The organism is Exiguobacterium chiriqhucha RW-2 (genome assembly GCF_000416965.1).
Taxonomy (GTDB): domain Bacteria; phylum Bacillota; class Bacilli; order Exiguobacteriales; family Exiguobacteriaceae; genus Exiguobacterium; species Exiguobacterium chiriqhucha.
The window spans coordinates 279,873-300,788 of the sequence record NZ_ATCL01000020.1; the positions used below are offsets into that span (position 1 = coordinate 279,873).

The 20,916-nt window shown below is 53.8% G+C and carries 26 protein-coding genes; 23 read left to right on the forward strand and 3 right to left on the reverse strand.

The window, feature by feature from the left end; translation table 11 throughout:
- From M467_RS25520 to M467_RS25545, 6 genes are all read left to right on the forward strand, one after another.
- Window positions 1-330 (forward strand): cytochrome C oxidase subunit IV family protein, encoded by a 330-nt coding sequence (locus M467_RS25520; RefSeq protein WP_021067020.1) that lies wholly within the window; start codon window positions 1-3, stop codon window positions 328-330.
- 134 nt (window positions 331-464) lie between these two features.
- A complete protein-coding gene (locus M467_RS25525; protein ID WP_021067021.1) occupies window positions 465-1,388 on the forward strand; it encodes a cytochrome c oxidase assembly protein in 924 nt (307 codons plus the stop codon).
- A gap of 23 nt (window positions 1,389-1,411) precedes the next feature.
- Window positions 1,412-1,873 carry a DUF420 domain-containing protein gene (locus tag M467_RS25530; protein WP_021067022.1) on the forward strand — a complete coding sequence of 154 codons (462 nt, stop codon included), beginning with the start codon at window positions 1,412-1,414 and terminating at the stop codon, window positions 1,871-1,873.
- Window positions 1,874-1,893: 20 nt separating this feature from the next.
- A complete protein-coding gene (locus M467_RS25535) occupies window positions 1,894-2,508 on the forward strand; it encodes an SCO family protein (protein ID WP_021067023.1) in 615 nt (204 codons plus the stop codon).
- A 5-nt stretch (window positions 2,509-2,513) separates the two neighbouring features.
- Entirely contained in the window at window positions 2,514-2,786 is a 273-nt protein-coding gene (locus M467_RS25540; protein WP_021067024.1) for a hypothetical protein, read from the forward strand.
- Between the two features lie 133 nt (window positions 2,787-2,919).
- On the forward strand, window positions 2,920-3,411 hold the full coding sequence (locus M467_RS25545; RefSeq protein ID WP_021067025.1) for a cysteine hydrolase family protein: 492 nt from the start codon (window positions 2,920-2,922) through the stop codon (window positions 3,409-3,411).
- A gap of 60 nt (window positions 3,412-3,471) precedes the next feature.
- Here the strand turns inward: M467_RS25545 and M467_RS25550 are convergent, their stop codons facing one another.
- Window positions 3,472-3,834 carry a YugN family protein gene (locus tag M467_RS25550; RefSeq protein WP_021067026.1) on the reverse strand — a complete coding sequence of 121 codons (363 nt, stop codon included), beginning with the start codon at window positions 3,832-3,834 and terminating at the stop codon, window positions 3,472-3,474.
- Between the two features lie 103 nt (window positions 3,835-3,937).
- Window positions 3,938-4,693: an ATP-grasp domain-containing protein gene (locus M467_RS25555; protein ID WP_021067027.1), complete on the reverse strand. Its 756-nt coding sequence runs from the start codon at window positions 4,691-4,693 to the stop codon at window positions 3,938-3,940.
- Between the two features lie 130 nt (window positions 4,694-4,823).
- Between M467_RS25555 and M467_RS25560 the strand changes: the two genes are divergently transcribed.
- From M467_RS25560 to M467_RS25580, 5 genes are read left to right on the forward strand one after another with little or no spacing between them, the layout of a single operon-like run.
- Window positions 4,824-5,270 (forward strand): YlbF/YmcA family competence regulator, encoded by a 447-nt coding sequence (locus M467_RS25560; protein ID WP_021067028.1) that lies wholly within the window; start codon window positions 4,824-4,826, stop codon window positions 5,268-5,270.
- Complete coding sequence (locus tag M467_RS25565; protein WP_021067029.1) at window positions 5,254-5,517, forward strand: DUF2129 domain-containing protein; 264 nt, start codon at window positions 5,254-5,256, stop codon at window positions 5,515-5,517. The genes M467_RS25560 and M467_RS25565 overlap by 17 nt, the downstream gene beginning before the upstream one ends.
- Before the next feature lie 53 nt (window positions 5,518-5,570).
- Window positions 5,571-6,137, forward strand: a complete 567-nt coding sequence (rsmD, locus tag M467_RS25570; protein ID WP_021067030.1) for a 16S rRNA (guanine(966)-N(2))-methyltransferase RsmD — start codon at window positions 5,571-5,573, stop codon at window positions 6,135-6,137.
- Window positions 6,138-6,141: 4 nt separating this feature from the next.
- Window positions 6,142-6,639 carry a pantetheine-phosphate adenylyltransferase gene (gene coaD / locus M467_RS25575; RefSeq protein ID WP_021067031.1) on the forward strand — a complete coding sequence of 166 codons (498 nt, stop codon included), beginning with the start codon at window positions 6,142-6,144 and terminating at the stop codon, window positions 6,637-6,639.
- On the forward strand, window positions 6,636-7,628 hold the full coding sequence (locus tag M467_RS25580; RefSeq protein ID WP_021067032.1) for a SepM family pheromone-processing serine protease: 993 nt from the start codon (window positions 6,636-6,638) through the stop codon (window positions 7,626-7,628). The genes coaD and M467_RS25580 overlap by 4 nt, the downstream gene beginning before the upstream one ends.
- Here M467_RS25580 and M467_RS25585 read toward each other — a convergent pair.
- The gene (locus M467_RS25585) at window positions 7,607-8,737 is read right to left on the reverse strand and encodes a tRNA(Met) cytidine acetate ligase (protein WP_021067033.1); all 1,131 of its coding nucleotides are present in this window, start codon (window positions 8,735-8,737) and stop codon (window positions 7,607-7,609) included. The two genes, M467_RS25580 and M467_RS25585, sit on opposite strands and share 22 nt — an antisense overlap.
- Window positions 8,738-8,894: 157 nt before the next feature.
- Between M467_RS25585 and M467_RS25590 the strand changes: the two genes are divergently transcribed.
- From M467_RS25590 to murG, 12 genes are all read left to right on the forward strand, one after another.
- On the forward strand, window positions 8,895-9,422 hold the full coding sequence (locus M467_RS25590) for a YceD family protein (RefSeq protein WP_029595742.1): 528 nt from the start codon (window positions 8,895-8,897) through the stop codon (window positions 9,420-9,422).
- A 22-nt stretch (window positions 9,423-9,444) separates the two neighbouring features.
- A complete protein-coding gene (gene rpmF / locus M467_RS31635) occupies window positions 9,445-9,618 on the forward strand; it encodes a 50S ribosomal protein L32 (RefSeq protein WP_015881300.1) in 174 nt (57 codons plus the stop codon).
- Window positions 9,619-9,726: 108 nt separating this feature from the next.
- Complete coding sequence (locus M467_RS25595; RefSeq protein WP_021067035.1) at window positions 9,727-10,566, forward strand: ketopantoate reductase C-terminal domain-containing protein; 840 nt, start codon at window positions 9,727-9,729, stop codon at window positions 10,564-10,566.
- A complete protein-coding gene (locus tag M467_RS25600) occupies window positions 10,566-10,919 on the forward strand; it encodes a DUF3397 domain-containing protein (protein ID WP_255569715.1) in 354 nt (117 codons plus the stop codon). The genes M467_RS25595 and M467_RS25600 overlap by 1 nt, the downstream gene beginning before the upstream one ends.
- Before the next feature lie 24 nt (window positions 10,920-10,943).
- Window positions 10,944-12,500, forward strand: a complete 1,557-nt coding sequence (bshC, locus tag M467_RS25605) for a bacillithiol biosynthesis cysteine-adding enzyme BshC (protein WP_031200163.1) — start codon at window positions 10,944-10,946, stop codon at window positions 12,498-12,500.
- A gap of 168 nt (window positions 12,501-12,668) precedes the next feature.
- Window positions 12,669-13,601, forward strand: a complete 933-nt coding sequence (rsmH, locus tag M467_RS25610; RefSeq protein ID WP_021067038.1) for a 16S rRNA (cytosine(1402)-N(4))-methyltransferase RsmH — start codon at window positions 12,669-12,671, stop codon at window positions 13,599-13,601.
- 23 nt (window positions 13,602-13,624) lie between these two features.
- Entirely contained in the window at window positions 13,625-13,987 is a 363-nt protein-coding gene (gene ftsL, locus M467_RS25615) for a cell division protein FtsL (RefSeq protein WP_021067039.1), read from the forward strand.
- Window positions 13,988-14,025: 38 nt separating this feature from the next.
- The gene (locus M467_RS25620) at window positions 14,026-16,134 is read left to right on the forward strand and encodes a penicillin-binding protein (protein ID WP_021067040.1); all 2,109 of its coding nucleotides are present in this window, start codon (window positions 14,026-14,028) and stop codon (window positions 16,132-16,134) included.
- 58 nt (window positions 16,135-16,192) lie between these two features.
- Window positions 16,193-17,500 (forward strand): UDP-N-acetylmuramoyl-tripeptide--D-alanyl-D-alanine ligase, encoded by a 1,308-nt coding sequence (locus M467_RS25625; protein WP_021067041.1) that lies wholly within the window; start codon window positions 16,193-16,195, stop codon window positions 17,498-17,500.
- 21 nt (window positions 17,501-17,521) lie between these two features.
- On the forward strand, window positions 17,522-18,481 hold the full coding sequence (gene mraY / locus M467_RS25630) for a phospho-N-acetylmuramoyl-pentapeptide-transferase (RefSeq protein WP_021067042.1): 960 nt from the start codon (window positions 17,522-17,524) through the stop codon (window positions 18,479-18,481).
- 15 nt (window positions 18,482-18,496) lie between these two features.
- Window positions 18,497-19,834 (forward strand): UDP-N-acetylmuramoyl-L-alanine--D-glutamate ligase, encoded by a 1,338-nt coding sequence (gene murD / locus M467_RS25635; protein WP_021067043.1) that lies wholly within the window; start codon window positions 18,497-18,499, stop codon window positions 19,832-19,834.
- Window positions 19,831-20,907, forward strand: a complete 1,077-nt coding sequence (murG, locus tag M467_RS25640; RefSeq protein ID WP_021067044.1) for an undecaprenyldiphospho-muramoylpentapeptide beta-N-acetylglucosaminyltransferase — start codon at window positions 19,831-19,833, stop codon at window positions 20,905-20,907. Before murD ends, murG begins: the two co-directional genes overlap by 4 nt.
- The last annotated feature ends 9 nt before the right edge of the window (window positions 20,908-20,916 follow it).

The window sequence follows — 20,916 nt, forward strand, 5'->3', positions numbered from 1 at the left end:
ATGGAAAAACAACCAATCAACGAATCGCACAAACAGTTAGAGCTCGAAGTAAAAGCCGAGTCACGCCGCGAATATCAACTCCAGTTGATCAGCTTCGCGATGATGATCTTGCTCACATTTGTCGCGTTCGGCGCCGTATACGCTGAACTCATGCCGGTGTGGGCAGCAGGTGGTTTCTTAATCATCCTCGCCATCATCCAAGTGTTCTTGCAGCTGTATATCTTCATGCATATGAACAACCGTGGCAACACGTGGATCGTCGGAATGATGTGGCTTGGCATCTTTGTCGCCATCATTACAGTCGCTGCACTTCGCTTGCTCATTTGGTAAATGTGACAAAGGATTGAACATCTGTGGAAACACAGATGATTCAGTCCTTTTTGCTTTACTTCAAAAATAAAGGAATAGTAATCTTGAAGTGAACGGTTTCATCGGTTTGGGAGAGAAAGAAAAGGGGTGAAGGGATGCTCTGGAATACATCAGAGCTACTCAAACAGTTCGATTGGATGACACTTTGGAGTCCATGGTTCGGATTGTTGATGGTAGGGTTGTACGTCCTCTATGCGGTCGTCACAGAGAAAATGGCGAAGCGAGGGTACGAGTCGACCACGTTACTACAAAAGTTCAGCATGTTATCCGCCATTTTATTGTATTACATCGGCTTCGGAAGTCCGGTCGATGTCCTTGCACACATCATCTTCTCGGTGCACATGTTGCAGATGGTGCTCGTCTATGTGCTCGCACCGGCGCTCGTCGTGTACGGGATGCCGTATTGGGTGTTCGAGAAATTATTTAGCTATAAGGTGATTGGGCCGACGCTCAAGTTTATGACAAAACCTTTGATCGCACTCGTTTTGTTCAATGCATTGTTCACGTTTTACCACATGCCATTCATCTTTGACTACGTCTTGACGAACTATGGTGTGCATCGCATCTTCCACGGCGCCCTCGTCGTCTTCAGTTTGACGATGTGGTATCCGGTCATCGCACCGTTCCTCTCAGAAGAAGAGGAAGGGATGTCAGATTTGAAGCGGATGGTGTACATCATCGCGAACGGTGTGCTCTTGACACCTGCCTGTGCGTTCATCATCTTCAGCCAAGGCATCTTGTATGACGCCTATACGGACGCGGAGACGTTCGCAACGGTGCTCGGCTACTGTATGCCGAACGGCGATGTGTCGGGTCTCGATTTGAATGCGCTCATGGGAGCGACGAACAGCGCTCTTGAAGACCAACGCTTCGGCGGGGTATTGATGAAGCTCGGTCAAGAAGTCGTATACGGTTTCTTCTTCGGCTGGACGTTCTTCGGTTGGGTGCGCCGGACGAAATCGCTTGCGCTTGACGAAGGCATGTCGTTCACACCGCAAGAACCAAAAGAGAAAAAATGAACTAAATCAAAGGGGAAACTACGATGAACTATCTTGCCTTGATCAGTGTGACATTCATTGTCATCAGTGCTATTTTAGTCGCAATCGGATGGACGATCATTGCGCGCGATCGCCGCAACGTCGACAAACATAAGAAAGTCATGACGGCCGCCGCGATCGCCGCGACGACATTCTTCATTCTCTACGTCTCACGGACGATTTTCGTCGGCAATACCGCCTTCGGGGGACCGGATTCAGTGAAGCCTTATTATTTGGCGTTCATGATTTTCCATATCCTGCTCGCGACGACAGGTGGGGTCCTCGGATTGATCACGCTTTACCTCGGCTATAAAAATAAAGTCGAGAAACACCGTAAAATCGGACCGAAAGCCTCGGTCGTCTGGTTTTTCACAGCGATTACAGGCGTGATGGTATACGTCCTCCTTTATGTCGCCTATGACCCGGGTGAGACGACAAACGTCTTCCGTGCCATTATCGGTGGGTGAATCGAGAGAGGGGGATGAGCATGAAACGGAACAGCTATATGACGGTCGGCTTGACGGTCGCCATTCTGGTGGCAATCGGTGTGGCCTCGTACTTCTTATTCTTTAAAGAAGAGGACTTGCCCGTCATCCAAGAGCCGACCCCGTTCACGTTGACGAATGCGCTCGACGGTCAGTCGTACAATTCGGACAATGGCAAAGTCAAAATCGTCACGTTCTTCTATACGAACTGTCCGGACATCTGCCCGCTCACGTTGCGTGACTTCATGAAGCTTGAGCAAGAGTTGAAAGCGAACGACTTGTACGGGACGGACGTCGAGCTCGTCGCCATCACTGTCGACCCTGAAGTCGATACGGTGCCGGTCCTAGAGAATTACGGGGAGGCATTCCAAGCCGAACCAACGGGTTGGAAGATGTTGACCGGTGACCAGGCCGATATCGACCGCATCACGCGTCAGCTTCAATTCTATTATTCGAAAGCGAACAGCGGACTCGTCACGCATGCGACGACGATGTATATCATCGACCGTCAGCACGACGTCCGTGCGGTCGCCCAAATGGCCACGGCAGGAGAAAAACCCGTCGATATCGAAACCATTATGGAGGACGTGTTAGTACTCGCGGCAGAAAAGGAGTGAAGAAGATGAATGATACGATGGCTGTCATCGGAAATGATTATTCCTATGGAGATGTGACGATCGCTGAGCGGGCGATTGAGGATTTGATTGCTTGCAGTGCAATCGAATTCGGATTGCGTGAAGTGAAGGTCGTGTCCGTCTCGAAAGAGCGATACGATTATCAAATCGTTGCACCCGTCTCACTCGTTGAGGCTGAACGCTTATATCGATACGTGCGCGACCAGTTCGACTTGTTGCTCGGACAAGTCGATGTGACGCTCAACGTCATCGCGACATGACAAAAGGGAGGCCCTCGGCGGGTCCTCCCTTTTTCGTTTGTTGATGATGATTGTTGTCTATATTTTCCAATAACGAACTCTGGTATGATGAAGGCAGTAGTCACGATACGCGACTCATCGAGGGGGAAATCAGATGCAACAGCAAGCATTGGTCGTCATCGACATTCAAAATGACATCACGAAAAATTACAAAGCGGTCATCGACAACATCAACACATCGATCGATTGGGCGGTCGACAAGGGGATTCCCGTCGTCTATATCCGACATGAGAACTTATCCGCGGGGACAAGAACGTTCAAAACCGGGACGCGCGGGGCGGAATTAGCGCCAGATTTGAAGATCGTGTCCGATCACGTATTCACCAAATACAAGGGCAACGCCTTGACGAGCGAGGCGTTCGCGGCGTTCATTGAACAGCATGGCATCGACACGTTCTATATCACCGGTGCCGATGCGACCGCCTGTGTGAAGTCGACGTGTTACAATCTGCGGAAATCCGACTATACGGTCAGCGTCCTGTCGGATTGCATCACGAGCTATGACTTGAAGAAAATCGACGACATGATCGCGTATTACGAGGGAAAGGGCTGCACCATCATCCAATCAGAGGACTTGTCGGCGTAATCTGCTCTGCCGATGCTTACCTCGGTTCGTTATATGTGTCCATAAGAAAAACCCCTTCGCTTATGCAAGGGGTTTTACTTCGAGTGTCTCAGCGAGTGCGGCTAGACGACGCTCGCAATCACGGACGATTTCTTCTGGGAACTCTTCGTCGTACTCGACGCCGTGCGGGTAGTAATGTTTTCCGAGAATCGGTGTCAACATTTTGACGACCGCATGACGGTCCTCGATTTGGCCTTCGATTGCATATACCGGTAAGCGAAGGTAGAACGTTTCGCCTGTCGATTGTTTCTCGTACTTCATGTCATACGTTGCACGCTCATAGTCCCAAGCGCCTTCACGGATGAAATGATGATGATCCATGATCGTCTCGAGCAAACCGAAGCGGATCTCTTTTCCCTCGATGTGGAACTGCTCAAATTTCATCATAATCCCCCTTTTCCCTAATAAACCTCATATGTCATCATATCATATTCGAAAACGTTCTTGGAATAACGTGTGTTCAAATTGTGAAAAAAAGATGAACGCCTCAAGCGCGGGGATCGAGGTATTGGGCGATCTTGTCCGAAAGCCTTACCCCGAGCGGCATGAGTCCCTCTGAGCCGAAGAAAACGTTGAACTCTAAAATGTAAAATTCACCGTCGGCGACGATGACGTCGAAGGCCGCGTGATTGATGTGGAGCGTCTTGGCGATGTCGAGCACTTCCGCGACGACGTCTTCCGGGATATCGTCATACGAGAACTGGGCGCCTTGGGCGACGTTATTCAAGAACGCCTCGCTGACACGCCAATACGAACCGACGACTTCTTCACCGATGACGATGATCCGCAGGTCTCGGTCGTTCGGGATGTATTGCTGGACGTAGAACGTCTCATGCTTGTCGACGTACTCGAGCCAATCCTGTTCATGCTTGATGAGCCAGACGCCTTGTCCCATCGACGACTTGGCCGTCTTGGCGACGAACGGATACTCGAACTCTTCCAAAACACGCTCGATTGTATATGGGTTTTTCCCGTAGATGAGCGTCTTCGGGATTCGGTGCGGGAACGTTGCCTTGAAGGCGCGCGTCATCTCGATCTTATCGTGTCCGAGATGATACGTGGCCGGGGACGGGAAAATCGGTTTGTTGAGTCCATAGATGATTGAGTTGACCATCCAATATTCAGGGAACAAGACGAGGTCGGCTGCTCTTACTTTATCGAGCTGGTCGTAATAATATTCAGGTTTCGCATAGTCGGTTTTAATGCCGGCCGAGCGAATCATATTGAATGAGACTTTTTTCATAGCGAGGTGCAGGTGCGCACCTGTTCACTTCCTTTCTGGTTGGACGCTTGACAGTCACGTTCAATTATAAAGCCGATTGCTTACAGAGGGAATCAAATGTGTTAAAATCATGGCAGAAAGGGTGAAAGCCATGATTATTACTGAACAGACGATCGCCCTGCTCGATCAAACGGAATCGTTAGCCGATTTGATTGAAGCGAGCGAGTCGTTCCAAACATATATCGCCACGAAACAAGCGCGAGCCCAATCAGAGGAAGCGCGCATCGTGGAACGTGAGTTCTTGCGGATGAAAGAAGATTACGAGTACGTACAGCGGTTCGGGAAACATCACCCGGACCACGATCGCATTAAAAAAGAGATGCATCTCGTCAAACGGCGTCTCGATGTCCAGCCAGAAGTGGCCGCATTTAAAAAAGCGGAACGCAGTTTAGATAAACTGCTCGGGGAAGTGAGTGAGCTGTTGGCCTTCTCGGTTTCTCCAAAAATCAAAGTCCCGACCGGAAACCCGTTCTTCGACGAAGGCGGATGTTCAGGCGGAGGAAGTTGTGGAGGCGGAAGCTGTGGATGTGCCATCTGAGACGTTTGAGTTGAATGGTCGAATCGGGTTCGTCGTCTACGTCCAATCGTTGAAACAAGTGAAGGCGTTGCGTCGCTATGCGAACCTGTATTACGTGTCAAAGCGGGAGAAGTACGCCTTCTTGTATACCGACCTTGATGGACATGAGGCGATTCTCGAACAAGTGAGCGCGTTGCCGTTCGTCGAAGCGGTCGTCCGCAGTGAGCGGCCGTTCGTCGCGGAAACGTATGAATCGAAGCAGAAATAACACAGAGATGAAGGCGGTACCGCCTTCATCTTTTGTGGTGAAGGAGAACGGATATGCGAGTGATTTCAGGAGAACGAAAAGGGACCCGGCTCAAGGCGGTCCCGGGGTCGGCCACACGACCGACGACAGATAAAGTGAAAGAATCGTTGTTCAACATCATCGGTCCTTATTTCGCCGGGGGCGATGCGCTTGACCTATACGCCGGGAGCGGCGGTCTAGGGATCGAGGCGTTGTCCCGGGGGTGTGACCATGCCGTGTTCGTCGACAAGCAACGGAAGGCGGTCCAGACGGTCACAGACAATTTGCAGACGACACGTTACGAGTCGAAAGCGACGGTGCTCCAACAAGACGCCCGCTCGGTTCTCGACCAACTCGTCCTCAAAGGTCAGCCGTTCAAACTGATTTTCATGGACCCTCCGTATCATGCGGAAGAACATGTGCCGTTTTTAGAAATCATTGAAACGAACCGGCTGTTGACGGACAACGGCGTCGTCGTCTGCGAGCACGGCAGCGACGTGATGTTGCCGGACCGAGTCGGACAGTTGGAAAAAATCAAGGTGCAACGCTACTCGGACGTGATTACGATCAGCTTTTACGAGTATGCAGCGACCGAGGAGTGAGAACATGTCAAAACGTATCGCGATTTGCCCGGGGAGCTTTGACCCGATTACGAACGGCCATTTAGATATCATCGAGCGGGCGGCGGCCATCTTCGACGAAGTCATCGTCGCCGTGCTCGAAAACTCGAGCAAGGCACCGCTCTTCAACGTGGAGGAGCGTCTGTCGCTCATTCGTGACGTGACGACGCATTTGCCTAACGTCACCGCCGACGCGTTTGGGGGTTTGCTCGTCGAATATGCTGCCAAGCGTGAGGCAGCGACCATCGTCCGTGGCCTGCGTGCCGTCTCGGACTTCGAGTATGAGCTTCAAATCGCATCGATCAATAAAAAGTTGAATGAGAACGTGGAGACGTTGTTCATGATGACGAACAGCCAGTACTCGTTCCTCAGCTCCTCGATCGTGAAAGAAGTTGCCAAATACGGGGCGTCCGTCGCCGAGCTCGTCCCGGAGCAAGTCGAACTCGCGTTGCGGCAAAAATATGAAGTGAGTCACGGACAATGAAGTCGCTCAAAATCGGTTTCGGTCTGCTCGTGGCCGTCCTGATTTTCTTGTTCGTGCCCCTCCCGTATTACATCACGTATCCGGGCGAGGCGACGACGATCGAAGAGTTCATGACGGTCGAGGGCGGGGACAAAGAACCGGGCGAACTGAAGATGGTGACCATCTCGCAACGCCGGGCGACACCGCTCTGGCTCGTCGGCAGCTGGTTCACCCCGTTCACGGAGGCGAGTCCGGCCAGCCGCTATCTGTATGACGGGGAAAGCGAGGCGGACTACGAACGCAGACAAGAGTTGTTGATGTCGTCGTCGCAACAAGCGGCGATTCAATACGCCTATGAGTTGGCGGACGCCGATGTGACGGTGACGTTTGACGGCATGTACGTCTCGGCCCCAATCACGGGGTCGCTCGCCGCGAACGTCTTGAAGCCGGGTGACATCATCACGGCGCTCGATGGCCAATCGTTCGCATCGCGCCTTGACTTTATCGAACGCGTCGCCTCATTTGAAGCCGGCGATGAAGTCTCTGTCACGCTTGAACGTGACGGTCGCGAACGTGAGGTCGATACGCTGATTCAACCGATTGACCGGAGCGGGGACCGGGTCGGGCTTGGGATTTATGAGCCGCTGCCCGTCCAGGACGTGCGCACGGACCCGGACGTCTCGTTCGAACTGACGAACGTCGGCGGACCGTCGGCCGGCCTCATGTTCACGCTCGAGATTTTTGATCAGTTGACGCCGGGCGATTTGACGGGCGGTGCCGTCATTGCCGGAACGGGAACGGTCGATGAGTTAGGGAACGTCGGGCCGATTGGCGGGGCATGGCAAAAAATCGTAGCTGCGGACGAGGCTGGGGCATCCGTGTTCTTCGTGCCGGCCGGGTCGAACTACGACGAGGCGATGGAGTCGCTCGACCGACTTGAGAGCGACATTGAAGTCGTTCCCGTCAAGACGGTCGAGGAAGCCATCGATTATTTAGAATCGATGAATTGAGGAGTTTGCATATGTTCGACGAGTGACCGATTTCCGAGCGGAAGGCGATACGCCTCGGTCACTCGAGCCTCGAACGCAAGATTGGGATGGTACTTGCTGAGGAGCGGTACGTCTTTTTTTATGTCCTTTAACACAGTGCGCCCGATCGTGTTGAACGCGAGCGGACGGATATACGGTACGTCGTCGAACCGTTCCGGCAACTCGTCCTGTCGCCAATGGATGAGGATGGCGACGAGCGCGCGTTGGATGGACGTCCGGGTATAACGTCTCGTCAATAAGCGGGCGAGCGCCTGTTCGAACGTCGGCTCGAGCCCGGCTTGAATCAAGCGGGGCGACAGCGAGCTGTCGATACCGACGAGTTGCTCAAGTACGTCTTTCGGGGTCGTCCGCAACTTATATTGAAGGACGGGCCAATAAAGTGACCAATGCGCCATCGGATTGTCCTGAAACAGCGTTCTCGTGGCGTCAGGGACGGCCCGGACCATACCTGACTCTAAGTAGTGGGCGCGCACGCCCGTGGCCGACATGACGTCTGAGACGCTCGGGTCATGGTATCCGGCCCCGAGACGGCGAATCGTGTGCAGTTCGATGGACGTCGCCGCTTTCGCGTAGTGATAGGCGAGAATGTTGTTCGGGAGCGTCAAATCAAAGTCGGGATAGAGTGACCCGAACGCCTCGCTCGACGCCTTGGCGGAAGAACGTCCATTGTCCAACGCTTCTTTGAACGCCGTCTGATAGGCTGGAGTCGCTTCGATGTTGGCCGCCGCCGCCTGGGTAACGGCGCTGATGTCGCCGCTCTCGCTACCGAAGGACAGCGTTTGACAACGTACGCGCTCGGCGATGGCGACCGCGGCGCTCGCGAACCGGTCGGCCCGGTGCACGCCGAAACGCGTCGGGAGTTCGATGACGAGGTCGATCGCGCCCGTTTGGACGGCGGCGCGGGCCCGGCTCCATTTGTCGAAAGCTGCCGGCTCGCCGCGCTGGGTGAACTGGGCACTCATGACGGCGATGACAGCGTCAGCGTCGGTTTCGATCCGGGCTCGTTCCGCCTGATGGAGGTGCCCGTTATGGAACGGATTGTACTCGGCAATGATGGCCGTTTTTCGCATAAAATTACTCCTTTGCATTGTCGATTGGATTGGTGTAAGATGGATAAGTACGCTTTGGCAAAGCGCCGTCGTCAACTGATTTTAGTGTAAAGAAAAAACATTGACAAAACAAGTTGGCCTATCTATAATTCATATTGTTGCAATTGAGGTGATTCGGATGAAGTGGTCTATTGCACAGCTACTTAAGCTACGAAACCAGGGTGACAGTTTTACCATCGATGAGATGGTCGAACTACCAGAGCTTACTCAGCTCCATCCGGATATCCGTTCGATTCGTCCGGTGCATGTGCACGGGAATGCGTCGTTCACATCTAATCAAGTTACATTCAATCTGAAGATTCAAGGTGACCTGACGTTGCCAGATGCGCGTACGTTGGATGATGTCATTTATGAATTCGATATTGAATCGCTCGAGCCTTTCTTTTTGGAGAATGGGCGTTATACGGAGCAATTCGATGATGTCAATTTGCCAGAAGGAAATACGATTGATCTGCGACCGATCGTAAAAGAGCTCATCATGTTAGACGTCCCAATGCAAATCTTTGGGAACGAAACAGACAAAACTCAGGTTGAAGGGGAAGGCTGGTCCGTCATTGACGAGCAGCCGGACGACCAACCAAAAATTGACCCGCGCCTCGCGGGGCTCGCTGACTTGTTCTCTAAAAAAGAGGACGAGAACGGCTAACTTTTCAAGGAGGTGGACAACGATGGCAGTACCATTCCGTAGAACGTCGAAAACTCGCAAACGTCTTCGTCGTACTCACTTCAAACTCAACGTACCTGGTATGAACGAGTGCCCGAACTGTGGCGAAATGAAGCTTTCTCACCGTGTATGCAAATCTTGCGGACACTACAACGGTAAAGAAGTAACAAGCAAATAATGCGAAAAGAAGCGGTCTCCTCGGAGGCCGCTTCTTTTTTTATTTTTGGGTCGTGGAAACAGATTGTGGTAAACTTTTCAGTGCAGACTAGACGTGGAGGGATGGCCAATGAAGCCGATTAAACGAATTGGGATTATCGGGAACGGCGCCGTCGGCATGTTGATGGCTTCGCTGTTCGAACCGGACTATACGGTGACGCTCTATGGCCGTGTCGACGAGGCATCGACTGTGACGATCGAACGTACCGGCGTCACGCAGGGAACGGTTCAGGTTCGCCTCTGTCCGGTGACGAAAATCATTGAGACGGAGCAGGACGTGTTCTTTGTGACGACGAAAGCGCATCAGGTCGAGGTGGCGACGGAACGATTGTCCGGCGACGTACCCGTATTCATCTGTTCGAACGGAATCGCGCATCTCGACTATGCACGTACGAAAGGATTCCACCTCGGTGTGGTCGAACATGGTGTGAGCCGCGATGGCCATCGGCTTCAGCATACCGGGCTCGGGCGCATCCGCATCGGCAGCCTCGGCTCGCTCGAAGAGATGTCGTTCAACGCGTCACCGCTCACTGTCGTCTGGGAGACGGATATCGAACAAGTCGTCACCGAGAAACTATTCGCCAACGCAATCATCAATCCGATTACGGCGCTCTGCCGTGTCGAGAACGGCGCGGTCGCCATACCGCCTTGCCGCGATATCGCGACGGCGATTTACGAAGAACTGACGATGTTGTTCGACCGTCACGTCCCGTATACATATATCGACACGATTATCGACAAGACGGCACACAATCGTTCTTCGATGCTACGTGACATCGAGGCGGGGCGCCAGACCGAGGTCGACGCCATCTTGACGCCGCTCTTGAAACGGGCCGACGAACGAGGCGTCACATTGACCGTCATTCCGGTCATGCAAAAATTAATTTTAGGAGCGAGCGTATCGTGCTAGTGTATATCGTTTCATTTCCACTCGTCATTTGGTTTATGGTGTATATGATACTTAGAAAAATTATGCCGAAATCGGTTAATACGTTCAAACTCGCCTGTGACGCCGGCGTGATCCTTTGGTTTTATGCATGTGCGGTTCTGCTCGAAGCGATTGTCGGGATCGATTTGATCTGGCTGTTGCTTGCGGTCTGTGCCGCCATCTTCCCGGCCAACGCGATTTGGCAACGGATTCGCCATGAGGATGTCGTCTATTCGAAGATGTTCGTGCACGGGTGGCGTTTGTTGTTTTTAGTGCTCGTCCCGGCCCACATCGTCTTGTTTACGATCGGCATCGCACGAGAGATGATGTATTAATCGTTTGAAAGGAAGTCGTTATACGTGAGGATAGAGTCGCTAGACGCCATGTACGCCCCGTCGTCTCCGATGATGCAAGTGGAGACGGGCTATTCGAAATGGTTGGACTATACAGGGATGGATGAGCTCGAGGTGAGGGCGGATGAACTGATGAACCGTTCCTTCACGCATTTGCCCGCGCTCGTCGACATTTTGCGAGACCAACAAACAGTCCACGGTCCGATTTCTCCCGAGCTCGAATCAAAACTCGAAGCGTTGGCCGCCGGTGAGGCGTTCACGATGGTGACCGGGCAACAAGTCGGGGTGTTCGGCGGTCCGTTGTTCGCGGTGTATAAACTGTTGACCGTGCTGAAGAAGGCCAAACAGGCGGAAGCGAAATTGAATAAACCGGTCCTCCCGATTTTTTGGATGGCGACGGAGGATCACGACTATGCAGAAATTAACCACGTCTTCGTGAGCCAGCCGCTGTCGCGTCAATTGCGCAAAGAAGCGTTGTCGACCGTCCCGCTCGCCGGAAAGGCGTCGGTCGGGGAATTGGAGTTCGATCGCCTTAAAATCGAACTCGTGCAAATGTTGCAACGCCTCTTGTTATCTGAGACGGAGACGCGTTACACGACGACGCTCTATCATGAGCTCGTCGATGTGATTCAAGCGAGCCACTCGTTCGCCCAATTCTTCGGTCAGATGATGCGACGGTTTGTCGGTAAAGACTTCATCCTGTTCGACCCGCACCAACCGGAAGTCCGGGCCCTCGAGCGCGACGCGTTCAAACGCTTGATCACGGAACACGACCGCCTGCATGCGGCGTTGCACGATTCGTTCGAGGATGGGATGCCGACCGTCGAGTTGAATCGCGAAGCGGCCCATTTGTTCTATCACGATGGGACACGCGAACTGTTGACGAAGCAGGACGGGCTCTTTACGACGAAGCGGGGACACCGCTTCACGGAGGCCGAGCTAATCCAACAAGTGGAAACGCACCCGGAGCGGTTCTCGAATAACGTCGTGTCCCGCCCGCTCATGCAGGACCACTTGTTCCCGACACTCGCCTATATTGCGGGTCCCGGTGAAATCGCCTATTGGCTTCAACTTCGGCCCTTGTTCCACGTCCTCGATTGGAAGATGCCACTTTTGCTTCCGCGGCTCGGGGCCGTGCTCGTTTCGACGAACGATGAGAAGAAGCTCGCCCAAGAAGGCGTGACGCTCGTCGACTATTTGGCGGACCCGTTACCGGACCATACGTTCGACGACGAAGCGTTCGACCAAAACCTGTACGCGTATCGGACGCTCACGGAAGCGATCGGACGCGAGGCAGGCAAGCACGGGCACCGGTTTGATGCGAAGGCACGTCACGTGCTTGAACGTCTCGGCGACGAGATGCGAGCCGAAGCGAAACGCGACCAATACCGCTTGAATAGTCGACGGATTCATCTATCGACACGGCTCTTGCCGATGGACGCCCCGCAAGAACGGATTTGGTCGATGGTCCCGTTGTTGAACCGTCACGGTCTCGATTTATTCGAGCGCTTGCGACGGTATTATGAACAAGCTGATTTCGAGCGATGTTTGGTCAAATTGTAACCGAAATGAGTTCGATGGAGATGGTTCCCAGAAATTTGTGGGAACCATTTTTTGTTTGTTACCTTTTTGTTTCCTCTTTTCACTAAAAAGCTATGCGGCGCTTGACATTTTTATGATAAAGTAAACGTAATAAAATAGTTGAAAAATGTAGGTTGAGAGGGTTTTTGTATGTTTGAGCATGAAACGGTATTAAAAATGGAGTCCATTGAGGGATTAAATATTAAGCCAGACGGGATTTATGTCGATTGTACGTTAGGAGGAGCCGGTCACAGCGAAGAAATCGTCAAGCGTTTGACGACAGGCCATCTATACGCCTTCGACCAAGACGACGTCGCGCTCAAGCACGCGAGTGAGCGGCTGGCTCCATATGAGGACCGGGTTACGTTCATTAAAAGCAACTTCGTCCATTTGAAAGACGAACTGTTGGCGCGGGGAATCACTCAGGTCGATGGGGTATTGTTCGACCTTGGCGTGTCGTCGCCGCAGCTCGATGAGGCCGAACGTGGCTTTAGCTACAATTACGATGCACCGCTCGATATGCGGATGGACCGTTCACGCGAGCTGTCCGCGTATCACGTCGTCAACGAATGGCCGTTCGGAGATCTTGCCCGCATCTTCTTTACATACGGGGAAGAAAAATTCTCCAAACAGATTGCGCGCAAGATTGAGCAGGCCCGTGCCGTCAAACCGATTGAGACGACGTTCGAACTCGTCGAATTGATTAAAGACGCGATTCCGGCGCCGGCCCGACGAAAAGGCGGTCATCCTGCGAAGCGGACGTTCCAAGCCATTCGCATCGCCGTCAACGATGAGTTGAACGTGTTCGACCGTGCCGTCCAAGACGCAATCGACATGCTCGCCATCAACGGACGCATTTGCGTCATCACGTTCCACTCGTTAGAAGATCGAATTTGTAAGCAAGTATTTAAAGAGAAAAGCCAGCATCCGCCGTTACCACCCGGATTGCCGGTCATCCCGAAAGAGTTTGAACCCGAACTGAAATTGATCACGCGCAAGCCGATCACAGCCGGGGACGACGAGCTCGAAGGCAACCGCCGGGCCCGTTCTGCCAAACTCCGGGTCGCAGAAAAACAAAAATAGACTGTACGTAGGAGGGATACCTGATGCCAGAAGCTGCTCGCAAGGCTCTGCAGCCTCAAGTTACGCCGAATCGAAATCCGATTCCGCAAGAACGACCAATACCAGCTCCAAAACGACGTACGTTGACTTTGTTCGAATCCATCCTGTACCCGACCATGATTGGTTCAGTTGTCCTGTTCGGTGGCATCACGGTATCGAAACATAATGAAGCGTACAACATCATGCGCGATACGGCTCTGATCACACAAGAGACGAACACGATCGCCAAAGAGAATGAAGAATTGAAGTATGAGATCGCCCAACTAAGCTCACCTGAGAGAATCTATGCGATTGCTGAAAAGCTCGGAATGCAATTCAATGAGAACAACGTCAAGGTGATTGACTGATGAATTCTCTACAACAGAGTAAAAAAAGAGTGGCGTGGGTGGCGATTGTTTGCTTCACACCACTCTTTTTATTTTTTGTCGGTTGGTTCTTCTATTTGTCCGTCTTCCAGACGTACAAAGGAGAGAACATGCTCGCGTTCGCCGAGGAAGAGCGTTGGAAAGCGGTCAGTACGCTAAAAGCGGAGCGGGGCGAGATTTATGACCGGTTCGGACAACCGATCGCCATCAATATCCCTTCGTACCGAATCGTGGCCGTGTTGAAACTCGGCGGCGAGCGGGTCGAGGACAAGACGCTCATGCCCGATGAGTTCGCCGAGGCTGCGAAGCAGCTCGCGACCGTCATACCGATGGCCGAAGCCGACATTTTAAAGCGACTCGAGCAGAACAAAGATCGCGGTCAAATCGAGTTCGGTGTTCCAGGGCGCGATTTGACGGTCGATCAAAAAGAAGAGATTGAAGCGTTCGAGATTCCAGGGGTCACGTTCGTGGAAGAACCGAAGCGCTACTATCCGAACAAAGTGTTCGCTTCAAGCGTCGTCGGCTACGCCCAGAAAATCGACCAGAACGGACGGATCGAACTCGTCGGTGAGCTCGGCATCGAAAAATCACTCAACGACGTCTTAAGTGAGTCGTACGGGTTGTATCGGTTCGAGAAAGACTTGGCTGGACGCCAAATCGTCTCGAGCGACGAGCAATTGAAGATCGACCCAGAAGACGGGGCCGACGTGCAACTCACGCTCGACCACCGGATTCAACAGCTGCTCGATACGAAAATGGAAGAGCTGTATCAAGAATACAAGCCGAAGAATGCGACGGCGATTATCATGGACCCGAAGACCGGCGAAATCATCGCCTTGTCGGACCGCCCTTCGTTCGACCCGAACACACGCGAAATCAGCTCGTATAGCAACTTCTCGGTGTCATCCCGCTTCGAGCCGGGATCGACGATGAAAATCTTCACGTTGGCCGCCGCCATCAACGAAGGCGTTTATAATCCGAATGAACTGTATAAATCGGGATCGTACAAGTATGGCAAGACCGTATTCAATGATTACAACATTACCGGATGGGGTACGATTCCTATGGTAGAAGGCGTCTGGCACTCGTCGAACGTCGCGTTCTCGATTCTCGCGAACGAGCGTCTCGGCTTGAGCCGCTACGAGGACTATTTCAACGCCTTCAAGTTCGATCAACGCACGGGCGTCGATTTACCGGGTGAGGTCAACAGCCAATTCGATTTCGAGAGCCCGTTGAACGTCTTGATCACGGCATGGGGCCAATCGACGGCCGTCACGCCGATGCAGATATTACAAGCGACGTCGGCCATCGCGACCGATGGGACGATGAAGCAACCCCATGTCATCAAGAAAGTCGTCAACCGTGAGACCGGTGAAACGATTCGGACGACGAATCCAAAAATCGTCGGACAACCGATCACGGCCGAGGCGGCCAAACAGACGCGGGAAGCGCTCGATGGCGTCGTCAACAGCGATGTCGGGACGGGGCAATTGTACGCCCTCGACAACTATCGCGTCGTCGGTAAGACCGGAACGGCGCAAATCGCCGAGAACGGGAAGTACTTGAGTGGACAATACATCCATTCGTTCGTCGGCATGGCGCCGGAAGACGACCCGGAACTCGTCATGTATATCGCCGTCGACCGTCCGAACGGTGACTCATCAACGACGGGACCACGCATCATGGCACCGCTGTTCAAAGATGTGATGGACGTCGCGCTCCGCTATCGGAGCGTCGAGCCAGACAAGCAAGCGAAATCGATTGACGCCTCGACGAAAACGACGGCATCGTTCGTCGACCAAGGTCGTGACGACGCTGTGAAGGAAGCCAAAGCGGCCGCGTTCACACCGGTGGCACTCGGTAACGGTGAGACGGTCACGGCGCAAAGTCCGGTCGAAGGCCAACCGTACGTCGTCGGTGAGCGGTTGCTGTTAAAGACGGCGGAGTCGTTCGCGATGCCGACGCTCAAGGGCTGGTCACTTCGTGACGTGAAGCGGTTAGCTACGCTTTATCAATTGAATTTAGAAATAGACGGCACCGGCTTCGTCACGTCCCAATCGATTGGGAAAGGCAAGCCCGTCAAGACGGGGGCGACGCTGAAAGTGAAGCTCGCGTCACCGTCGAACTAACGCAAAGGGATGAAGAGGGCCTCGGCTCTCTTTTCCTTTGTCACAGGAGGAAATGGTTATGGAACAGTTGACGATTCAAACACTCGCATCTTGGTTTGGGATGGAAATAAATGATTCGCGCGAGGTCCGCCACGTCGCGACCGACTCGCGAGACGACAATGCCGACGGCTTGTTCGTCCCGATTATCGGGGCGCGCGTCGATGGCCATGATTACATCGAGGCTGCCATCAAGCAAGGGGCGATCGTGACGTTTTGGGAACAAGACCGTCCGTTGCCGGAAGGGATTATCGCCATCCCGGTCGCTTCACCGTTAACAGCACTTCAAGAAGCGGCTGCCCGCTATTTGGCGGAAATCAATCCGAAAGTCGTCGCCATCACCGGGTCGAACGGGAAGACGTCAACGAAAGACATGATTGCCGTCGTGCTCGGCGAGACGTTCAAGACACATAAGACGGCCGGAAACTTTAACTCGGACGTCGGGTTGCCGCTCACCGTGCTCCGGATGCCACGCGACACCGAAGTCGCTGTCCTCGAGATGGGTATGAACGGGTTCGGGCAAATCGAGTTGCTTTCGAAGCTCGCTAAACCGGACATCGCTTTCGTCACGAATATCGGCGAGTCACATGGCGAACAAGTCGGGGGGCGCGAGGGGATTGCCAAGGCGAAGCTCGAGATTAAAGCCGGGTTGAAACCGGATGGCGTCTTAATCGTCGATGCCGACGAGCCGCTCCTCCGTGAGGCAGGCGGTTACCGCGTCGGATACGATTCGACCGCGGACGGAAAGCTCGAAGTCGTAGAGGCGACGTTTGACGCCTCGATTTTCCGCTACAATAATGAGCTGTATGAGTTGAAAGTGCTTGGGGCCCATCAAATCCGTAACGCCGCCTATGCGATTGCCTGCGGTCTCAAGTTCGGATTGGGGCATGATACGATTCAACGCGGCCTCGACCGCGTCCAGCTGACGTCGATGCGGATGGAGAAACGGATGTTCGGCGATGCCCACTTGGTCAATGACGCCTATAACGCGAGCCCGACCTCGATGGTTGCCGCCGTCGAGACGATTAAAACGCTAGAAGGGTTCTCACGCCGCGTCCTCGTCCTCGGGGACATGTATGAACTCGGGACGGACGAGATCGCCCAGCACGAACAAGTCGGTCACGCCATCACGGCCCCGGTCACCGATTGCGTGCTCATCGGAGAGAAAGCAAAATGGATTGCGGCAGGCATCACCGACCCGCGTGTGAACGTGACAATGGTGCCGACGGTCGAGGAAGCGAAAGTCCTCCTCGGCAGTTATCAACGCCCCCAGACTGTGATATTGTTAAAAGCATCGCGAGGACTGGCGCTCGAGCGTCTAGTTCAATAAACAGAGTAGTGAGGTACGAACATGTTAATCAGTTTAATCGTCTTAATCAGTTCATTATTGACCGTATTGGTCGTCATGCCGCGGGCCATCCCGGCACTTCGTAACTTAAAGTTTGGCCAAGAAATCCGTGACGAAGGTCCAGGTTGGCACCAAAAGAAATCAGGCACGCCGACGATGGGCGGAATCGTCATCTTGCTCGCCCTCATCATCGGATTCCTTGTCTCAGTCGTCTTCGGTGAAGCCGTCGCTGGGTTTGGCACGCTCTTGTTCGTGACCCTCGCCTTCGGAGTGATCGGCTTCCTCGACGACTACATTAAAGTCGTCAATAAACGCAACCTCGGTTTGACGTCGCTTCAGAAATTGATCGGTCAAATCGTCGTCTCAGTCTTGTTCGTTTGGTTCCTCTCACTCGGTGGGGCACTCGATACGACAATTCAAATCCCGTTCACTTCGATTGCGTTTGATACGGGCTGGTTCTACGTCGCCATCGTCATCTTCTGGCTCGTCGGCTTCTCGAACGCGGTCAACTTGACAGACGGCCTCGACGGTCTCGTCTCGTTCTCGGCCATCCCGACGTTCGCCTTCTTCGGCATCTATGCGCTCGGACAAGACGAAGCGGGCATCGCTTGGTTCGCCTTCAGTGCGGTCGGCGCCTTGCTCGGCTTCCTCGTCTTCAATAAATACCCGGCGAAAATCTTTATGGGTGACACGGGATCGCTCGCCCTCGGTGGTGCGGTCGCCGGCCTCGCTCTCATGCTCAAGCTCGAGCTGTTGCTCGTCTTCGTCGGAATCATCTTTGTCATCGAGACGCTTAGCGTCATCTTGCAAGTGCTCTCGTTCAAGACGACGGGCAAACGAATCTTTAAGATGAGCCCGATTCATCACCATTTCGAAATGGTCGGTTGGTCAGAATGGCGCATCGTCTTGACGTTCGGTGGAATTAGTTTGATCACGGCAGTCTTGTCGTTACTACTCATGTAATGGATGGTGGAAGACATGCAACAACAGTGGAACGATAAACGAGTCCTCGTACTCGGCGCGGCACGGAGCGGCATCGCCGCAGCCGCTTACTTAAGAAATGTCGGCGCGGACGTGACCCTCAATACCGGGAGCGAACCGTCAACGGAAGAACGGATGAAAATTGAAGCGCTCGGCATCAACGGCGTTTTCGGTGCCCATCCGCTCGAATTGCTCGACACGACGGACATGATTGTCAAAAACCCGGGAATCCCGTATCACATCCCGCTCCTTCAAGCAGCGCTTGAGCGGAACATCCCGATTTATACAGAAGTGGAACTCGCCTACTTGGCGACCGATGCCACGTTCGTCGCCATCACCGGCTCGAACGGGAAAACGACGACGACCACGCTCGTTCATGAATTGCTCAAAGGGGGAAGTCGTCCTGTCCATGTGGCAGGGAATATCGGTTTCCCGGCAATCGAAGTCGCATCGAAAGCGAAGCAGGGCGACATCATCGTCATCGAACTATCGAGCTTCCAACTGATGGGCGTTGAGCAGTTCCATCCGCAAGCGGCGGCACTGTTGAACTTGTCACCGGCGCATTTGGATTATCATGGTGACTTCGAATCGTATGCCGACGCCAAAGGGAACTTGTTCCGGAACATGACGGCATCAGACCGTGTCGTCGTCAAGGGCAGTGACACCGAAGTGATGAAACGCGTCCCGGCCGATCTCGATGCTTCGACGTTCGGTTACGACAGCGGGGATGCTCATGTCACCGACGGCTGGATTACGTTGCACGGCAAGCGGGTCATCCGGGTCGAGGATCTCGCCCTCGGCGGGGCCCATAACGTGGAGAACGTGTTGGCAGCCTTGTTGCTCGTCGAACCGTTCGATATCCCGGCCGAACATATCGATCGTGTGTTGCGCACGTTCGGTGGCGTGGCCCACCGAACGGAAAGTCTTGGCCAAGTGCTCGGACGCCGGGTTTATAACGACTCGAAAGCGACGAACAACGTGGCGGCCGAAGCGGCATTGAGCGGATTCGATGCCCCAATCATTTGGGTGTGCGGGGGACTTGAACGTGGAGCCGAATTGGATTCACTCATTCCGGCGCTCGGACGCGTCAAAGCCATCGTCTCGTACGGTGAGACGGCAGGGCGTTTCCAAGCACTCGGTGAAGCCGAGCAGATTCCATCGTTCGCGGTCGATACGCTCGACGCAGCCGTCCCGCTCGCATTTGAACAGTCAGCCCCAGACGACGTGATTTTATTGTCACCGGCCTGTGCGAGCTGGGACCAATATAAGACGTTTGAAGAGCGCGGCGAACATTTTGTCCGCCTCGTCCATGCATATGAGGAGGCCAATCGATGAAAATCATGATTTCTGGTGGAGGAACGGGTGGCCATATCTACCCGGCACTCGCTCTCCTTGATACGCTCAAACAGCGCCATCCGAACCTCGAGGTGCTCTACATCGGCACTGAGAACGGTCTCGAGGCCGATCTCGTCCCACGCGCTGGTGTGCCGTTCAAATCGATTCGAATCGCCGGGCTCAAACGGTCGTTGTCGCTAGACAACGTCAAGACGGCCTATTGGTTTGTCCAATCCGTCCTGACGTTGCGTAAAGAGATGAAGACGTTCCGTCCGGACGTCGTCATCGGCACGGGCGGATTCGTCTCAGGTCCGGTCGTCTTCACCGCACAACAACTCGGCATCCCGACGATTCTGCATGAACAGAACAGCATCCCAGGCTTGACGAACAAGTTCTTGTCGAAGAAAGCCGACCGGGTCGCCTTGTCGTTCGCCGGTTCGGAATCACAGTTCCCTGATGCGAACGTCCGCGTCATCGGTAACCCGCGCGGGAGCGAAGTGTTGAAGACAACGGTGAACGAAACGTCCGTCCGGGCCGAATATGGTATCGATGAACGTCCAATCGTCTTGATTTACGGCGGCAGCCGTGGAGCCGAGGCCATCAACCGGGCCGTCATCGAGGCCATCCCGGAACTTGCGAGCGAACAGGTGAACGTGCTCTACGTGACCGGGAACGTCCATTATGACAACGTCGTGGCGAAGGCGCCAAAAGCTGATAACGTCCATGTGTTGCCATACGTTTACGACATGCCTGAACTGCTCGCGTGTGCGAGTCTCGTCGTGTCGCGGGCCGGTGCCTCGACCATCTCGGAATTGACGGCGCTCGGTTTGCCGAGCATCTTGATTCCGAGTCCGTACGTGACGGCCGACCATCAGACGAAAAACGCCTCGGCGCTCGTCGAAAGCGGCGCGGCCGAACTGATTAAAGAAGGGGATTTGTCGGGCGAGACGCTCGTTCGCTCGATCCGACACGTATTGGCCCATCATGATGAGATGGCCGCAGCCTCGAAACGGTTAGGATTCCCGCACGCCGCGGAGTCGCTCGCCGACCTCGTCGAAGAAGTCCGCGCTTGAAAGGAGAGT

What these genes read in the sequence shown, in the direction of transcription:
- M467_RS25530 (WP_021067022.1), top strand. Translation starts at nt 1,412, where the DNA reads ATGAACTATCTTGCCTTGATCAGTGTGACATTCATTGTCATCAGTGCT.
- M467_RS25595 (WP_021067035.1), top strand. Translation starts at nt 9,727, where the DNA reads ATGAAGCCGATTAAACGAATTGGGATTATCGGGAACGGCGCCGTCGGC.
- M467_RS25535 (WP_021067023.1), top strand. Translation starts at nt 1,894, where the DNA reads ATGAAACGGAACAGCTATATGACGGTCGGCTTGACGGTCGCCATTCTG.
- M467_RS25540 (WP_021067024.1), top strand. Translation starts at nt 2,514, where the DNA reads ATGAATGATACGATGGCTGTCATCGGAAATGATTATTCCTATGGAGAT.
- M467_RS25525 (WP_021067021.1), top strand. Translation starts at nt 465, where the DNA reads ATGCTCTGGAATACATCAGAGCTACTCAAACAGTTCGATTGGATGACA.
- rsmD (WP_021067030.1), top strand. Translation starts at nt 5,571, where the DNA reads ATGCGAGTGATTTCAGGAGAACGAAAAGGGACCCGGCTCAAGGCGGTC.
- rpmF (WP_015881300.1), top strand. Translation starts at nt 9,445, where the DNA reads ATGGCAGTACCATTCCGTAGAACGTCGAAAACTCGCAAACGTCTTCGT.
- murG (WP_021067044.1), top strand. Translation starts at nt 19,831, where the DNA reads ATGAAAATCATGATTTCTGGTGGAGGAACGGGTGGCCATATCTACCCG.
- M467_RS25545 (WP_021067025.1), top strand. Translation starts at nt 2,920, where the DNA reads ATGCAACAGCAAGCATTGGTCGTCATCGACATTCAAAATGACATCACG.
- mraY (WP_021067042.1), top strand. Translation starts at nt 17,522, where the DNA reads ATGTTAATCAGTTTAATCGTCTTAATCAGTTCATTATTGACCGTATTG.
- murD (WP_021067043.1), top strand. Translation starts at nt 18,497, where the DNA reads ATGCAACAACAGTGGAACGATAAACGAGTCCTCGTACTCGGCGCGGCA.
- M467_RS25590 (WP_029595742.1), top strand. Translation starts at nt 8,895, where the DNA reads ATGAAGTGGTCTATTGCACAGCTACTTAAGCTACGAAACCAGGGTGAC.
- M467_RS25550 (WP_021067026.1), bottom strand. Translation starts at nt 3,834, where the DNA reads ATGAAATTTGAGCAGTTCCACATCGAGGGAAAAGAGATCCGCTTCGGT.
- coaD (WP_021067031.1), top strand. Translation starts at nt 6,142, where the DNA reads ATGTCAAAACGTATCGCGATTTGCCCGGGGAGCTTTGACCCGATTACG.
- M467_RS25520 (WP_021067020.1), top strand. Translation starts at nt 1, where the DNA reads ATGGAAAAACAACCAATCAACGAATCGCACAAACAGTTAGAGCTCGAA.
- M467_RS25625 (WP_021067041.1), top strand. Translation starts at nt 16,193, where the DNA reads ATGGAACAGTTGACGATTCAAACACTCGCATCTTGGTTTGGGATGGAA.
- M467_RS25585 (WP_021067033.1), bottom strand. Translation starts at nt 8,737, where the DNA reads ATGCGAAAAACGGCCATCATTGCCGAGTACAATCCGTTCCATAACGGG.
- rsmH (WP_021067038.1), top strand. Translation starts at nt 12,669, where the DNA reads ATGTTTGAGCATGAAACGGTATTAAAAATGGAGTCCATTGAGGGATTA.
- ftsL (WP_021067039.1), top strand. Translation starts at nt 13,625, where the DNA reads ATGCCAGAAGCTGCTCGCAAGGCTCTGCAGCCTCAAGTTACGCCGAAT.
- M467_RS25560 (WP_021067028.1), top strand. Translation starts at nt 4,824, where the DNA reads ATGATTATTACTGAACAGACGATCGCCCTGCTCGATCAAACGGAATCG.
- M467_RS25555 (WP_021067027.1), bottom strand. Translation starts at nt 4,693, where the DNA reads ATGAAAAAAGTCTCATTCAATATGATTCGCTCGGCCGGCATTAAAACC.
- M467_RS25580 (WP_021067032.1), top strand. Translation starts at nt 6,636, where the DNA reads ATGAAGTCGCTCAAAATCGGTTTCGGTCTGCTCGTGGCCGTCCTGATT.